14 protein-coding genes are annotated in these 16,207 nt (G+C 61.7%); 9 read left to right on the top strand and 5 right to left on the bottom strand.

All coding sequences use genetic code 11. The features are described from left to right. Positions 1–2 precede the first annotated feature (2 nt). From BS630_RS07880 to BS630_RS07860, 5 genes are all read right to left on the bottom strand, one after another. Positions 3–1,214 carry a mandelate racemase/muconate lactonizing enzyme family protein gene (locus tag BS630_RS07880; RefSeq protein WP_077976957.1) on the bottom strand — a complete coding sequence of 404 codons (1,212 nt, stop codon included), beginning with the start codon at positions 1,212–1,214 and terminating at the stop codon, positions 3–5. Continuing rightward, entirely contained in the window at positions 1,211–2,932 is a 1,722-nt protein-coding gene (locus BS630_RS07875) for an ABC transporter ATP-binding protein (RefSeq protein ID WP_077976956.1), read from the bottom strand. The genes BS630_RS07880 and BS630_RS07875 overlap by 4 nt, the downstream gene beginning before the upstream one ends. A 7-nt stretch (positions 2,933–2,939) precedes the next feature. After that, positions 2,940–4,061 carry an ABC transporter permease gene (locus BS630_RS07870; RefSeq protein ID WP_077976955.1) on the bottom strand — a complete coding sequence of 374 codons (1,122 nt, stop codon included), beginning with the start codon at positions 4,059–4,061 and terminating at the stop codon, positions 2,940–2,942. A gap of 9 nt (positions 4,062–4,070) precedes the next feature. Next, a complete protein-coding gene (locus BS630_RS07865; RefSeq protein WP_027664799.1) occupies positions 4,071–5,057 on the bottom strand; it encodes an ABC transporter permease in 987 nt (328 codons plus the stop codon). Positions 5,058–5,181: 124 nt separating this feature from the next. Then, positions 5,182–7,119: an ABC transporter substrate-binding protein gene (locus tag BS630_RS07860; protein WP_077976954.1), complete on the bottom strand. Its 1,938-nt coding sequence runs from the start codon at positions 7,117–7,119 to the stop codon at positions 5,182–5,184. Between the two features lie 317 nt (positions 7,120–7,436). Between BS630_RS07860 and BS630_RS07855 the strand changes: the two genes are divergently transcribed. From BS630_RS07855 to BS630_RS07815, 9 genes are all read left to right on the top strand, one after another. Then, the gene (locus BS630_RS07855; RefSeq protein ID WP_077977061.1) at positions 7,437–8,150 is read left to right on the top strand and encodes a FadR/GntR family transcriptional regulator; all 714 of its coding nucleotides are present in this window, start codon (positions 7,437–7,439) and stop codon (positions 8,148–8,150) included. A gap of 20 nt (positions 8,151–8,170) precedes the next feature. Next, a complete protein-coding gene (locus BS630_RS07850) occupies positions 8,171–9,001 on the top strand; it encodes an NAD-dependent epimerase/dehydratase family protein (protein ID WP_077976953.1) in 831 nt (276 codons plus the stop codon). Continuing rightward, positions 8,998–9,888 carry an SMP-30/gluconolactonase/LRE family protein gene (locus BS630_RS07845; protein ID WP_077976952.1) on the top strand — a complete coding sequence of 297 codons (891 nt, stop codon included), beginning with the start codon at positions 8,998–9,000 and terminating at the stop codon, positions 9,886–9,888. Before BS630_RS07850 ends, BS630_RS07845 begins: the two co-directional genes overlap by 4 nt. Before the next feature lie 82 nt (positions 9,889–9,970). Further along, positions 9,971–10,921, top strand: a complete 951-nt coding sequence (locus BS630_RS07840; protein WP_077976951.1) for a dihydrodipicolinate synthase family protein — start codon at positions 9,971–9,973, stop codon at positions 10,919–10,921. A 42-nt stretch (positions 10,922–10,963) separates the two neighbouring features. Then, positions 10,964–12,550 carry an ABC transporter substrate-binding protein gene (locus tag BS630_RS07835; protein ID WP_077976950.1) on the top strand — a complete coding sequence of 529 codons (1,587 nt, stop codon included), beginning with the start codon at positions 10,964–10,966 and terminating at the stop codon, positions 12,548–12,550. A 6-nt stretch (positions 12,551–12,556) separates the two neighbouring features. Then, complete coding sequence (locus BS630_RS07830; protein WP_077976949.1) at positions 12,557–13,654, top strand: ABC transporter permease; 1,098 nt, start codon at positions 12,557–12,559, stop codon at positions 13,652–13,654. Positions 13,655–13,658: 4 nt separating this feature from the next. Then, positions 13,659–14,594, top strand: coding sequence for an ABC transporter permease (locus BS630_RS07825; RefSeq protein WP_077976948.1), 936 nt, complete (start codon positions 13,659–13,661; stop codon positions 14,592–14,594). Then, complete coding sequence (locus BS630_RS07820; protein WP_077976947.1) at positions 14,591–15,445, top strand: ABC transporter ATP-binding protein; 855 nt, start codon at positions 14,591–14,593, stop codon at positions 15,443–15,445. Before BS630_RS07825 ends, BS630_RS07820 begins: the two co-directional genes overlap by 4 nt. Further along, positions 15,442–16,185: an ABC transporter ATP-binding protein gene (locus BS630_RS07815; protein WP_077976946.1), complete on the top strand. Its 744-nt coding sequence runs from the start codon at positions 15,442–15,444 to the stop codon at positions 16,183–16,185. The genes BS630_RS07820 and BS630_RS07815 overlap by 4 nt, the downstream gene beginning before the upstream one ends. Positions 16,186–16,207: the final 22 nt, after the last annotated feature.

Raw genomic sequence — 16,207 nt, 5'->3', positions numbered from 1 at the left:
TTCTAGCGATTGAAATAGGTGCGGCGCGACTGGCGCGTCTGCACGTAGAGATGCTCGTTGTCGGTTCCGGGATTGTAGGCACCCGCACTTTGCGGCACCGAGACATTGCCGTTGCTGGGGAAGCGCGCCACGAAGGCCTCGTCGATATCGCAGCCAAGTCCCGGGCCATCAGGAACGGCGATCAAGCCGTCGACCTGTTGCGGATGCGGCACGATCGTCTGGCGGCGGCCGTCCCAGTCGTCGTCGAGGCGCTCGAGGATGAGGGCGTTGGGAATCGCTGCAAGCAGATGCAGAGCCGCATATTCCGCCACCGGCCCGAGCGAACCCGAATGCGGCGCCATCTGGATATGATGGGCTTCGGCCATGGCCGCGATCTTCTTCATCTGGGTGATGCCCCCGGCCCGGCCGGTGTCCGGCTGGATCACGTCGACCAGCTCCTTCTCGATGAGCTCACGCTCGCCGAAGATGGTCGCCGAGCGCTCGCCGGCGGCAAGCGGCACATGTGCTGCGTCGCGGATGCGTCGGTAGCCGTCGATATTCTCCGGCGCAATCGGATCTTCCACCCACATCAATTCATAGGGTTCGAGCGCCCGCACCAGCCGGCAGGCATCCGCAGGCGTCAGCCACGGCGGTCCATGCAGATCGATGGCGATGTCCATGTCGTCGCCGACGGCCTCACGCAGCGCAGCAACCTTGCGGACCGGATCGGCGACGCCGCCGCATTTGATCGCCTTTATGCCTCGCGCTTTGATGGCAAGCGCGCGCTCGGGCGTATTCGCATGCGAATAGATCGGGATCCGGTCACGCACCTTGCCGCCGAGCAGCATCCAGACAGGCACGCCGAGCGCCTTGCCCTTGATGTCCCATAGCGCCATGTCGATGCCGGTCATCGCACCGCCTCCGACCGTTCCGAGCATGCCGTGGCCCATCATCGTGATATGCATCTTCTGCCATAGCCGTTCGATATGGGCGGGATCTTCGCCAATGAGGAGTGGGGCGAGATCATGGATCGCCGTCTCGACGACGCGCGGCCAGCCGGAGCATTCACCGATGCCGGTAATGCCCTCATCGGTATCGATCTTTAGAAAGAGCCAATTTCGGGTGCCGCCGAACTGTTTCGAGGCGCCACTACTGGACCGCTGGTCGGAAGCCCAGTTCGCCGGATCAGGCTGACCGACATGCATGAGAAAAGTGCGGATCCCGGTGATTTTCATCGCTGAAAACTCCCATTCTTCAAAATGTCCGGCGCGACGTATCGGAAACGCCGCGATTGATCACGATCACGCGGATCGGGGCGCGGGATCGCTGATATGAGCGCCTGCGTATAGGCATGTTCGGGTGTGCGGCAGACCTTCTCGGCATCACCGATTTCGACGAGCTGGCCTTTGTACATGACGCCGACACGGTCACACATGTAGCGGATAACGCCGATATCATGACTGATGAAGATATAGGCGAGACCGAGTTCGTCCTGCAGGCGCATCAACAGATCGAGCACCTGCGAGCGCACCGAGACGTCAAGCGCCGAGGTTGCCTCGTCGGCAACGATGACGCGCGGATTGAGGGTGATGGCGCGAGCAATGCCGATGCGCTGACGCTGACCGCCGGAGAATGCGTGCGGGTAGCGCTCGCGCGCCCTCGGGTCGAGGCCAACCTGCTCCATCAGATGGCAAACGCGCTCCTCCAGCGCCCGCCCCTTTGCGACGCCATTGACGAGCAACGGCTCGCCAATGATCTGGGAGACGGTCATGCGTGGGTTGAGGGAGCCGAAAGGATCCTGGAAAACCATCCGCAATTCCCGCCTTGCTGCGGCAAGCGTCTGACCTTTTGCCGTTGCCAGATCGATGATGTCGCCGTCGGCGCGGCGATAGAGGATTTCGCCTGCAGTCGGATCGATCAGTCGCATGATCGAGCGGCCCATCGTCGTCTTGCCGGATCCGCTCTCGCCGACGATGCCGAGCGTCTCGCCCGGCAGAAGCGAAATGGAAACATCGTCCAGCGCTTTCACCTCGCCGAAATCCATTGATACATTGCGAAGTTCGAGGATCGGCGGCGCCGTCGTGTCGAGCGGCGGGCGCGCCAGCCGGATTTCGGCCTTCGCTTCCAGCTTCAGCACCGAGCCGATCAGCATGCGGGTATAGTCGTCTTTCGGCGCATGAAAGATCTGCTCGACCGGCGCATATTCCTTGGCGACGCCGTTGTGCATGACCAGCACATCGTCGGCGATCTGCGCCACAACACCCATGTCATGCGTGATGAAGAGAACGGCCATGCCCTTGGCCTTCTGCAGCCGGGCGATCAGGTCGAGAATTTCGGCCTGCGTCGTCACGTCGAGGGCCGTGGTCGGCTCGTCGGCGATCAGCAGCTGCGGTTTGCAGGCGAGCGCCATGGCAATCATCGCGCGCTGGCGCATCCCGCCGGAATATTGAAAGGCATATCGGTCCAGCGCTTTTTCCGGCGAGGGAATCTCGACCTGGCTGAGCAGCGATATGGCTTCCGCGCGCGCCTCTGCCTTGCTCATCCGGGTGTGAAGGCGAAGCGCCTCGACTATCTGGTTGCCGACCGTGTGGATCGGCGACAGCGACGACATCGGCTCCTGGAAGATCATGGCGATGTCGCGGCCGCGGATCGCTCGGATCTGACGCCCGCGCGGATTGAGGCTGGTCAGATCGATCGACCCGCCGTTCTGATCGTTCAGTGTGATCGATCCGGCGGATATGCGGCCGGGTGCATCGACGATCTGCAGGATCGAACGCGCCGTCACCGACTTGCCGGATCCGCTTTCGCCGACGACACAGAGGGTCTTGCCCGGCTCGATCGAGAAAGACAGATCGCTGACGGCGCGAAAGACGCCGGTGCGCAGAGGGAACTCGACCGTCAGATTTTTCACCTGCAATAGCGGCCTGCCGGCAATAGGAAGGATATCGGTCATGCCGGCCTCATTTGTTGTAGGGGTCGGCCGCATCGCGCAGGCCGTCGCCGAGAAGGTTGAGCGCCATCACGGCGACCACGACGGCGCAGCCCGGCATGAAGAGCCATGGCGCGGTGGCGATCGAGCGAATGTTCTGGGCCTCGCGCAGAAGCACGCCCCAGGAGATGGTCGGCGGCTGCAGACCGAGCCCCAGGAAAGAGAGAGAGGTTTCGGCAAGGATCATCGCCGGCACCGCAAGCGTGATCGACGCGATGATATGGCTGGCGAAACTCGGCAGCATGTGGCGAAAAATGATGCGCCTTTCGCGAACGCCGTCGAGTCTCGCGGCGGCGACGAATTCCTCGGTGCGTAAGGACAGGAAGCGGCCGCGAACGACGCGGGCGAGCTGCGCCCAGCCTGTCAGCGAGAGGATGATCGTGATCATCATATATTGCAGCGTCGCAGGCCAGTCCTGCGGCAGGGCCGCAGCCATCGCCAGCCAGATCGGGATCGTCGGCAGCGACAGCACGAAATCGATCACCCGCTGCAGGAAGAAATCGATGCGGCCGCCGTAATACCCCGAGATGCCGCCGAGCACGATGCCGAGCATCAGCGAGAAGAAGACACCGACGAGGCCGATCGACAACGAAATCTGCGAGCCCTGCACCGTTCGGCTGAAGACGTCGCGCCCAAGCCTGTCGGCACCGAAGAGAAGCAGCGGCGTCGTTTTGTCGGGCGAGGCGATCAGATGGATGTTGGTCCTGAACAGGCCGAACACCGAATATTCATAGCCGCGCCCGAAGAACTGGACGTCGACACGTTTTGTCGTGTCTTCCTTGTAGATGGCGGCCAACGTTTCCGGATCGCGGGTCAGCTTCATCGGATAATAATGCGGACCGAAGGAGAACCCGTTCTCAGTATCGATCAGATGCAATTTCTGCGGCGGGTGAAAGGTCGCCCGCGCATTTTGCAGGTACGGATCGTTGATGGCGAAGAAGCCGGGGATGAGGGCGACGATATACATCAGCACGGTAACGACGAGCGCCACCATGGCCAGCCGGTGCCGGCGGAAAGCCCACCAGATGAGCTGCCACTGGGATGCAACGGCAGCGCGATCCGGCGGAATGTTCGTAACGGTGATGTCGGCCATGTGAGGCTCCTATTCCAACCGGATGCGGGGATCGACCAGCGCAAGCAGGATGTCGCTGATCAAAGAGCCTATCAGCGTCAGCGCGCAGATCAGCAGGACGAAGGCGCCGGCGAGATACATGTCCTGGGCCATCAGCGCCTGCAGCAGCAAAGGTGCCGCCGTCGGCAGATTGAGGACGATGGCGACGACGACCGAGCCGGAAATGAGGTTGGGCAGCAACCAGGCGATCGTCGAGATGAACGGATTGAGGGCGATCATCAGAGGGTATTTCATCAGCAGCCGGAACTCAGAGAGCCCTTTTGCCCGTGCCGTGGTCACGTAAGGCTTCGGCAGTTCATCAAGCATGTTGGCGCGCATGACGCGGATGAGGCTCGCCGTCGAGGAGACGGCAAGGATGATGACCGGAAGCCAGAGATGCGAGAAGAGGTCGACCATCTTGGCGAAGCTCCAGGACGCGTTCTCGTATTCCGGCGAAAACAACCCGCCGACATCCTGTCCGAATTCAACCGCCGCGACATACATCAGCACCAGCGCCAGCAGGAAGGACGGAACGGCCAGGCCGAAAAAGGTGAAGGCGGTGAAGAAATAGTCGCCGATCGAATATTTGCGCACGGCGGAATAGACGCCGATCGGCAGCGCGATCGCCCAGGTGGCGATTAATGTCGACAGGGCCAGAACGAGCGTCAGCGCCATGCGCTCCCAGATCAGGTCCGAGACCGGCTGCTGCCATTCGAAAGAGATGCCGAAATCGCCGCGCGTGAGAATGCCCCACATCCATTTGAAATATTGGACGAGCATCGGATCGCCGAGGCCGAAGCGCTCGCGCAATTGCGCCGCCGTGTTCTGATCGACGATCTCGTTGGAGGCTGCCAGCGTCGCAATATAGGTGGTGACATAATCGCCCGGCGGCAGCTGGATCAGCACGAAAGCCAGGAAGCTGACAGCAAACAGCGATGGAATCATCCATAGGAAGCGTTTGGCGATAAAGACCAGCATGAGGCGCCTCTTGCATTGAACGCCGCCTTCCGGGCCCTGTCGGCCGTCAGGGCCGGCAAGGCATCTCGGAGGGCGAACTGAAAAAAAAGCGCCGTACCTGATGGTACGGCGCTCAAGACGAAAATCAGCTCGTGAAGGTGAATTGCTGTGGCATTGCAGGGCCGGGATTGGGCCAGGACCAGCTATCCGGCTCCTTCTCGGGAACATTGCGTAGATTATTGCGGATGATGCCGAAGCCGCCGACGGCAAGGCAAAGGCCGACGGTCTCGAACTCCTCGGCCGCGATGTCGAAGATCTGCTTCATGATCGCGCCGCGCTTGTCGAGATCGGCCGTCGAACGCGCTTCGTCGAAGAGCTTCATGCGCTTCTTCTGGCTTTCCGGCGGTTCTTCGCCGCGGGCACCGTTGGAGGTGTACCAAAGCGTCCACGGAATGGCGTAACGTGAACCCTGCGGATGGAAGGCGAAGAAATCGCGCGGATCGAGCATCGGATCGAGACCGCCAGGACCTGGCCACACTGCCGCATCATGGGCGTTGTCGTCGCCGCGGGTGTAATAGAGCGCCCGCTCGATCGTGTTGACCTTCATGTCGATACCGATCTGAGCCCAATGCGCTTTGACCAGTTCCAGGGCATCGACGAGGTCGGGATAGAGGGTCGGAATGACGTCGATCGAGAAGAACACTTTCTGGCCGTCGGGCCGGAGGCGAAAACCGTCGCCGCCTTTCTTATAGCCGGCCTCATCGAGCATCGCGCCTGCCTTGTCGGCGTCAAATTCGGTGAATTGGCGCGCATATGTCTCGTTATACCAGGGATGGGTCGGACGCGGCCCGGCCTGGTAGGGCTCGCTCTGTCCGAAATAGACGATGTCGATGAGCTCCTGGCGATTGATGCCGATCGAGAGCGCTTGCCGAAACGACTTGTCGGCAAACATCTTGCGCATGGCAGGATCTTTGTGGGTGATGTTAAAGTAGATCTGGCACTGTTGCGAGGCCGAAGGCACGAGCGTCAGCAGCCGATAATCGCCCTTTTCCATGTTCTTGGACAACGTCGGCTTGTTGGCGAGAACGCTGATGTGACGCTCCTGGATGTCGATCTTTCCAGAGATGACGTTCAGCATCAGCGATTCGACGTCCTGCGAGATGCCGAAGTTGATTTCATCGATGTAGGGGAGCTGATTGCCCTCGGTATCGACCTGCCAGAAATAAGGATTGCGGGTCATGACGACGCGCGTAGCACCGCCGGCATAGGGCTCCTTGACCACCCATGGATCGAGCGTCGGCTTGTCGACATTGCCCCATCGCGACGGGATCTCGATGTCGCCGCAACGGCTGCGGAACAACTCCGTCCAACTGGTAACTCCGGCCTTCTTCGCATCGGCCTCGATACTGGGATTATATTTCGGCAGGAACTGGCTGCAATAATGCTTCGGGAACAGCGTCGGATGCTGGCCAAGCGGTGTGGCGAGGTTTTCCAGGTAAAGCGCGTTGGCCGCAGCAAAGGTGAACCTCACCGTATAATCGTCGATCTTCTCGACCGTGACCGGCTTGCCGGCGACAGCAAGCTGCGCCGGGGTCGAGCTGTAGAGCTCGGTGTTCTTGACGCAGTCTTCGATCGCGAAAACGACGTCATCGGCCGTAAAGGGATGACCGTCGGACCAGCGCACGCCTTCGATCAGATGGAACGTGAATTGTGTTGCGTCGTCGCTGACTTCCCAGCGCTCGGCAAGGTTCGGCTGCACGGCGGTAAAATCGAGGTTCCAGCGTACAAGGCTCTGGTTGCCGACCATACGCAGGATGCCGTTATGGTCGGATGAACCGCGAAGGCCGCGGCGCAGCGAACCGCCATAGGTGCCGACCTTCTCGAACGGCGTCACGACCATCGGCTTTTTCGGCAGGCGCTCGGCGAGCGGCGGCAGCTTTCCATCCTTGGCGAGCTGCGCAAGGGCCGGCGCTTCGCCGCCTGCGGCTGAGACGCGACCGGCGATAGACAGCGCCGCGACACCAGCCATGCCGCCAAGCACGGCGCGGCGGGTGACGCCACGCGACAGTATTTCTTTGGCCATCGAATTCCTCCCTTTTGTGCCGGCGCAGCCTTTGCACCGGCTGATGCGGCGGGCTCCCGACCCGACGCTGGCGCCCTCCTCGGCGCTACGACCGAAACCATAGACACCTTCTCAAATGATTACAAGAGTTGACAGATAATTACAAATTTTGTAGCCATGCTGCATTGATATGCGACGTTGAGCCGCTGAGACGCGGCCAATAGCACGAAAAACGTTGAATCTGTCAGATGCTGTCACCGCCCTGAACATCGTGGTCGGCGACAGCCAGGGTGCGGCCGTTGACCCGGTGCACGCGGCGTTGAGAGAAAAGGACCATGATGACATTCGCCGTCGATGCCGTTTCGAACAGGGGCGCAACGCGCTTCAGCGACATCATCTACGAGAAGATCGTGGGGATGATCGCCGACGGCAATTTTCCGGTGAACGAACGGCTGCCGCCGGAGACGAAGCTCGCCGCTGATTTCGGCGCATCGAGACCCGTCGTGCGCGAAGCGCTCGAACGCTTGAGAGCCGATGGCCTGGTCGTTTCGCGCAAGGGTTCCGGTTCCTATGTCCGGCAAAGGCCGGATTCGTCGATGCTGAAAATGGTGCCGGTCGGCTCCTTGGCCGATGTCCAGCGCTTCTTCGAATTCCGCGCCGGTCTCGAAGCCGAGGCGGCGGAGCTTGCAGCGCGAAACTGGCAACCGGTCGACAAGGAGCGCATAACGGCAGCGCTTCTTTCGATCGAGCAATGTTTGCGCAATGGGGAGCTTGGCGCCGAGGAGGACCAGGCTCTGCACGATGCAATTGCCACGGCGACCGGTAACCAGTTCCACATCACCCTGCGCGAGTGGTTCAAGCCGCATTTCGCCATCGGGCATTCCGTTACGCGAAGCTTGAGCTTGAAGCGGACGCCGGAACAGATCCGCAGCGTCCAGGATGAGCATGCGGTGATCGTCGAGGCGATTTTCGCGCACCGGGAAACCGAGGCGCACGATGCGATGAAAAGACACATACTGAATGCGCGCGCCCGCATGTTCCAGGGCGTTTGAGCGATATGGGAGGAGAGACGATGAAACGGGTCGCTATGACGGGTGCTGCCGGACGTGTAGGGACGCTGCTGCGTCCGCTTCTTCGGTCGCATGTCGAGCACCTCAGCCTGATCGATCTCCAGGAACCTGACGGGCTTGGCGAAAACGAGAATTTCGTAAAGGCCGACCTTACAATGCTCGACGAGGCGACGGCTGCGCTGAAGGATATTGATGGCGTCGTCCATCTGGCGGGTATCGCAAGCGGCACGGACATGAACGCCATTCTGCACGCGAACGTGCTTGGAACATACAATCTCTACGAAGCGGCGCGGATCAACAAGGTTCAGCGGGTCGTCTATGCATCGAGCAATCATGCCACCGGCTTTTATCCGCGCGGCCAGCTCGTGTCGCCGCTCGACCCGATGCGCCCCGACAGCCCATATGGACTTTCCAAATGCTGGGGCGAGCTTGTAGCGGGGCTTTATTACGACACATCGGGCATTCGCTCTCTTTCCATTCGCATCGGCAATGCGGGCACCTATCCCAACAGCGAGCGATCCATTGCGATCTGGATCAGCGCGCGAGACCTGGCGCAATTGGTCAGGATCGGCCTTTCGCACCCGTTGATTGCAGCAACAGTGGTCTACGGCGTTTCCGACACCGAGGAGATGTGGTGGGAGAACGATCTGGCGACACGATTGGGCTACCAGCCGCAGGACCGGCCGCGTGACCATGCGCTGATCGAAGAGGGATCCGAGGGGCCGGTCGCGCTGGCGTTCCAGGGTGGCGGGTTCTGTGAGATCAATCACGACGGCACCATCCGTATGCGCGACGCCGATGGCTTGGCCAAGAGCCCGGAGACGGTTGAATGACGGCGCCTCGGATCATCCGCCCGGACGTCCGTTCCGTTATCGAGCAACCACTCACGGTCGGTGAATCGCCGGTATGGGACGAGGAGACCGGCACTTTGTGGTTCGTCGATATTCTGGCGCCGGCACTCGTCCGGCTTTCGCATTCAGGAAAGATCGACCGCTTCGACATGCCGGCCGCAATCGGCGCGCTCGGGCTTTGCCGAGATCACAGGATCGTCGTGGGGCTCCAGACGGGCGTCCATCTCTTCGATCCGCTTTCGGGAGATTTCGAGTTTGTGTGCGATCCGGTTGGACGCGACATCAATTGCCGCCTCAATGACGGGAAGGTCGGCCCCGACGGGCACTTCTGGATCGGCTCGTTCAGCGAAGCCAAGCCGCCGGTCAATGAGGCTGCACTTTACCGCGTGGGCGCCGATGGCCGCACGCGGACCGTTGCAACCGGACTGACGAGTTCCAACGGTCTTGCCTGGTCGCCGGACGGCCGGCGGATGTATCACTCCGACAGCCGGCAATGCTTCCTGCAGGCATTCGACTTCGATCCTGATACGGGCGACCTCGGCGATGGGCGCCGGCTTCGCAGCTTCACGGAAGACGAGGGTCGACCGGACGGAGCGACAACCGATCGTGACGGGTTCTACTGGAGTGCCGGCGTGTCCGCCGGTCGCCTCAACCGAATATCGCCCGAAGGCGAAATCGTCGAAATCTACATTCTGCCGGTCCCCGCACCGACGATGCCGTGTTTCGGTGGGCCGGATCTGCGCACCCTCTTCGTCACGAGCCTGTCGACGGACCGCACCGGACGTTTCGAGGCGGGGACGGTGATCGCCTTCGACGTGGATGCAGAGGGCCTACCGCCCTTCCGCTTCGGGAATCACCCCGTCGGATGACAGCGTGCCGATCACCGGGTGACAGCGTGCCGATCATCCTTCGGGTAACGGCGGATTGATGGAAAGATAACGGGGAAGAAAGATGAGCATCGCAACCATGCGCAAGGCGCTTACAGGCGTATCGGGTGTTCCGGTCACCGCCTATGACGGCAACGGTGAAGTCGAACCCCGGATCACCGCGAAGGTCTATGAGCGGGTGGCGGCAGCGGGCATTCACAACATCGTCGCTGCCGGAAATACCGGGGAATTCTATGCTCTGACGCCGCAGGAGATCAGGATCGTCCACGAGGCGGCGGTTTCAGGCGTTGCCGGCAAGGCGCCGGTGACGGCGGCGATCGGCCGGTCGCTGCGCGAGGCGATCGGCATGGCGAAAGATGCGGCTGCGATCGGCGCATCCGCCGTCATGTCGCATCAGCCCGTCGATCCTTTCGCAGCACCTGCGGCCCAGATCGACTATTTCTGCAATCTTGCGGATGCTTCCGCCCTGCCGCTCATCGCCTATGTCAGGGCGGATGGTTTCGCCGTCACCGATATCGTCCGCCTCGCAAATCACGGCAATATTGCCGGCATCAAATTCGCCACGACCGATCTGATGTTGCTGTCGAGAGCGATCCCGGCGGCGAGCCCCGACGGCGCGCTGTTCGTCTGCGGCCTGGCGGAGAGCTGGGCGCCGACATTTACCGCAGCCGGCGCCCGCGGCTTCACGTCCGGCCTCGTTAATGTCGCGCCGAAACTATCGCTTGCGGTCCATGCTGCGCTTGAAAAAGGCGACTTTGCCGCCGCCAGGGCGATCGTCAACAAGCTCGAGCCATTCGAGCGGATGCGAACCAAATTCCGCAATGGCGCGAACGTGACCGTCGTCAAGGAAGCCGTCTCCTATTCCGGTCTCGATGTCGGTCCCGTGCGTGTGCCGGGATTGCCGCAGCTCGACCAGCATGACCGCGAGGAGCTTCATCGGCTGCTTCAAGGCTGGGAGGCCGAAGGCGACATTCAAACTCATTCAGACCAGCCGGCCGTAAAGGCGGCCGGCTGACTTCGACATTATCCACAAACAACAGGATTGGGAGGTCTTGAGATGCTGAGACAAGTACTGACAACGATCGCAATTGCCGGCGCCCTGACGACGGCGCAGCCCAGCTTCGCGGCGTCGCCGCCCAACATGCTGGTGATCGGCACCAATCTCACGGGTATAAGGACGCTCGATCCAGCCCAGAACAATGCCCGCACGGTTTCCGAACTGATCTCGAACCTCTACGACAACCTCGTGCAGCTGTCGCCGGACGACCTCAAAACGCTGAAGCCGATGCTCGCGACGCAATGGAGCGTCTCGGCGGATGGCAAGATCATCACGCTGACATTACGCGACGATGCGGTCTTCCAGAGCGGCAACAAGGTGACCGCCGAAGATGCGGCCTGGTCGATCCAGCGCGTCATCAAGATGGGCCAGGTCGGCTCCACCGACGTCGCGCTCTGGGGCTTCACGCCTGAAAACGTCGACAAGCTCGTTCGCGCAAAAGACGAACACACGCTCGAGATCGAGCTGCCGCAAGCGGTCAATACCGATCTGGTGCTCTATTCGCTGGCGGGCTCGTCGATCGGGATCGTCGACAAGAAGACGGTGCTGTCGCACGAAGCGAACGGCGATTTCGGCGGCGCCTGGCTTTCCGCCAATTCCGCCGGCAGTGGCCCATTCAGCCTGGCGCAGTGGCGGCCGAACGATGTCGCGATCTTCAATGCGCAGCCGAAATACTGGGGCGGCAAGCCGGCCATGGCGCGCGTCGTCGCTCGTCATATCCCGGAATCCGGCAATCTCCGGCTTCAGCTCGAAGCCGGCGACGTCGATGTCGGCCAGTATGTGGCAAGCGGCGATCTCGATGCGCTCGCCACCAAGAAGGACATGGTCATCGAGAATGTCCCGGGTCTCGGCTTCTACTATATCGCCCTCAATCAGAAAGACCCGGATCTGCAGAAGCCGAAGGTTCGCGAGGCCTTCCAGCATGCCTTCGACTGGAAAGCGATCTCCGGCAACATCATGCGCCATACGGGCTTTCCCTGGCAGTCGATGATCCCGCGCGGCATGATCGGCGCTCCCGGCGAGGCGGCGGTGCGCTACGATTACGATCCCGCCAAGGCCAAGCAACTGCTGGCGGAGGCCGGATATCCCAATGGCCTGAAGAAGGTGCTCAATCCGTCGGGAGCCCCGACCCTGCCCTTCGCTGAAGCGCTGCAGGCGAGTGCCCGCGCCGCCGGCATTGATCTCGATCTCGTGCCCGGCGAGTTCACGCCCGCCTTCCGCGAGCGCAAATTCGAAGTGCTGCTCGGCAATTCCGGCGCCCGTCTGCCCGATCCCTTCGCGGTCGCCACGCAATATGCCTTCAACCCCGACAATAGCGACGAAGCACGCCTCGGCAGCTATTACCTCTGGCGCACGGGCATGAAAGTGGACGAGCTCAACACGCTCATCGACCAATCGATGAAGGAGCGCGACACGGAAAAGCGTACCGACATCTTCAAGAAGATGGACGGCATCTATGCCGGCATGGCTTCGCCGCTGGTCATCTTCTTCCAGCGAACCGACCCCTATGTCATGCGCGCCAACGTGAAGGGCTATCACGGGCATACGACATGGTCGACGCGCTGGCATGACGTGACCAAGGAGTAGAACGCCGTGGCAAGCGCCGATATGACATCGAAGGGGGGGAGCAGCCGGCACTCCCCGGCGGGCGGGTTCGCAGAGGCGGCCCCGCACCCGGCACTGAGCCTGCTGCGGCGCCTGGCAGGACGTATTGTGGCCGTCGTGACGACGCTGCTCGGCCTGCTCTTCCTGACCTTCTCGATGGGTCGCCTGCTGCCCGCCGACCCGGTGCTATCAATCACCGGGGCGGAAGTCAGCAAGGAGGTTTACGATCGCGTCTATAACGAGTTGGGTCTTGGGCAGCCGATCTGGATGCAGTTCCTGTCCTACGTCGGCAAGATCGCCACAGGCGATCTCGGCATGTCGGCGACGACGGGCCAGCCGATCCTCACCGATCTCCTGACGATCTTTCCCGCGACGATCGAACTTGCGATCATCGCCATGATCATCGGGGCGATCGTCGGCGTCCCCTTAGGGATCACCGCTGCGGTCAGGCGCGGGACCGTTATCGACCACATCGCTCGGATCGTCGCCCTTGCCGGCCACTCCATCCCGATCTTCTGGACCGGGCTGATGGCGCTCTTCGTCTTTTATGCGAAGCTGAAGCTCGTCGGCGCCTCGGGCCGGATCGATGTCTTCTATGAAGGCCTCGTCACGCCGATGACGGGCTTCCTCCTGATCGACGCGGCGATTCAGGGCCAATGGGACGTGTTTTACAACGCCCTTGGCCACATCATCCTGCCGGCGGCAATCCTCGGCTACTATTCCGTCGCCTATATCAGCCGCATGTCGCGGAGCTTCATGCTGGAGCAACTGAGCCAGGAATACATCATCACCGCCCGGGCAAAGGGGCTCGGCACCCGCAAGGTGGTCTGGCGCCATGCCTTCAAGAACATCCGCGTGCAGCTTTTAACGATCATGGCGCTGACCTTCGGCGGGCTGCTCGAAGGCGCGGTGCTGATCGAGACCGTCTTCGGGTGGCCGGGGCTCGGCCAGTACCTGACCCGAGGGCTACAGATGAACGACATGAATGTGGTCATGGGTTCGGTGCTGACGATCGGCGCCGTCTTCCTGACGATCAACATCCTGTCGGACTTCCTTTATCGCATTCTTGATCCGAGGACACGGTGACGCCATGACGATCTCCTCTGAGCACGCAGACAGCGTCAACACCGGCGGCCTTCGCAACTGGCTGCTCGCACCGGAGCCTCGAGGCTGGTTCCAGTCATCGGCGCAGCAAATTCACCAGGGCTGGCGGAAATTCAGCCTGCACCCGCTTGGCCTGGCCGGACTAGCCATCATCCTACTGCTGATCGTCGTGGCGCTGGCCGCACCCCTGCTGACGAGCTACGATCCGATCGTTCAGGACATGGCCGGGCGGCTTGCCGCGCCATCGACGAGCCATTGGCTCGGCACTGACAATTTCGGCCGCGACGTCTTTTCACGGGTGATCTATGGCGCCCGCACGACGCTCTACATCATCATGCTCGTCACGGTCATCGTCGCCCCGCTCGGTCTGCTGATCGGCACCGTCTCGGGTTATTTCGGCGGCATCGTCGATGAAATCCTGATGCGCGTCACCGATATTTTTCTCTCCTTCCCCGGCCTCGTGCTGGCGCTTGGTTTTGCCGCAGCCCTCGGTCCGGGCATCACCAATGCAATCATCGCGATTTCGCTGACGGCCTGGCCGCCGATCGCGCGCCTTGCGCGCGCCGAGACGCTCAGCCTCCGCAAGGCGGATTACATCGCCGCTGTACGCCTGCAGGGCGCGACGTCAATTGCGATCATCACCCGCCACATCCTGCCGATGTGCATTCCCTCGGTGATCGTCCGCGTCACCCTCAACATGGCCGGCATCATCATCACCGCCGCCGGTCTCGGCTTCCTCGGCCTCGGCGCGCAGCCACCATGGCCGGAATGGGGTTCGATGGCCGCCAGCGGACGTGAGTTCATGCTCGACAGCCCCTGGGTCATCGCAGCACCCGGCATTGCCATTGCGCTCGTCAGCCTCGCCTTCAACCTCGTCGGCGATGCGCTTCGCGATGTTCTCGATCCGCGAGGTTCGGAATGACTGACCTGATCGATATTCGAAACCTTGAAATCGCCTTCGGCGGTGGACAGGTGCGGGCCGTCCGCGGCGTGAGCTTTTCGCTTGGACAGGAAAAGCTCGGGATTGTCGGTGAATCCGGATCCGGAAAGTCGACCGTTGGCCGCGCCATCATGAAGCTGCTGCCACCGACCGCGATCGTCCATGCCGAGCGGATGCGCTTTCGCGACGTCGATCTGCTCAAGGCGAACGAAAAAATGATGATGACGATCAGGGGGCGGCGGATCGGCCTGATCCTGCAGGATCCGAAATATTCGCTCAATCCACTCATGCGGATCGGCGAACAGATCGCCGAGACCTACCGCTTCCATCATCCGAGGGTGAGCAAGAGCAAGACCTATAGCCAAGCGCTCGATATGCTCGAAGCCGTCCAGATCCGTGATCCCGACCGCGTGGCCCGCCTTTATCCGCACGAAATCTCGGGCGGCATGGGTCAGCGGGCGATGATCGCCATGATGTTGATTGCCGAACCCGAAGTGCTGATCGCCGACGAGCCGACGTCAGCACTCGATGTGACGGTGAGGCTCGAGATCCTGGCCCTGCTCGACGAGCTCGTCCTGCGGCGTAATCTCGGGCTGATCTTCATCAGCCACGATCTCAATCTCATCAGGAATTTCTGCGATCGCGTCCTCATCATGTATGCGGGGCGGGTCGTGGAAGTGCTCGACGCGCGCGACCTCGACAAGGCCCGACATCCTTATACGCAAGGATTGCTGGCATCACTGCCGACGATCGAGGATCCACCCGCCCGGCTGCCGATCCTGAAGCGGGATCCAGCCTGGCTTGAAGAACCCGCATTGGAGCCGCCGCGGTGATCAAAATCGACAATCTCACCATCCGTTTCGGACATAGCCAGCAGCCTGTCGTCAGAGATCTTAGCCTTTCCATCGAGAAGGGGACGGCCTTCGGCCTGGTCGGCGAGTCCGGCTGCGGGAAGTCCACTGTCCTGAGGGCGCTTTCCGGCCTCAACGCCAATTATGACGGCCGGATCGAGCTCCAAGGCGAGACTCTGGACCGACGGCGCAGCCGGCCGTTCTTCCGCCAAGTGCAGATGGTGTTCCAGGACCCCTATGGATCCCTCCATCCCCGCAAGACCATCCGCTCGCAGCTGAAAGAACCGCTGCGCAACCAGGGCCTGGATACGAATTCCGTCGACATGAACGCCGTCCTGAGATCGGTCGGCCTCGATCCGGCGCTGAGCTACAGATTTCCGCACCAGCTCTCCGGCGGCCAGCGCCAGCGCGTGGCGATCGCCCGCGCGCTGATGCTGGATCCGGACGTTCTGCTTCTCGACGAACCGACATCGGCGCTCGACGTGTCGGTTCAGGCCGAAATCCTCAATCTCCTCCAGGATTTGCGCACCAACCGCGGGCTGACCTATCTGCTCGTCAGCCACGACCTCGCCGTCGTCTCGCACATGTGCAGCCGCGTCGCCATCATGGAAGCGGGCGAGATCGTCGAACAGGTCGATGTCGGCGCGCTCCGAAGCGGTGCGGTCGAACACCCCTACTCGCAACGCCTGCTGCGCGCGAGCCGGATGTACGGAAGGGCGTAATTCTCGATCGATACGCGGCTGC

This window comes from Rhizobium laguerreae (genome assembly GCF_002008165.1).
In the GTDB taxonomy this organism is placed as follows: Bacteria; Pseudomonadota; Alphaproteobacteria; order Rhizobiales; family Rhizobiaceae; genus Rhizobium; species Rhizobium laguerreae.
Note: the sequence above shows the minus strand (reverse complement) of the source record. Positions and strands in the feature narration are given on the sequence as shown.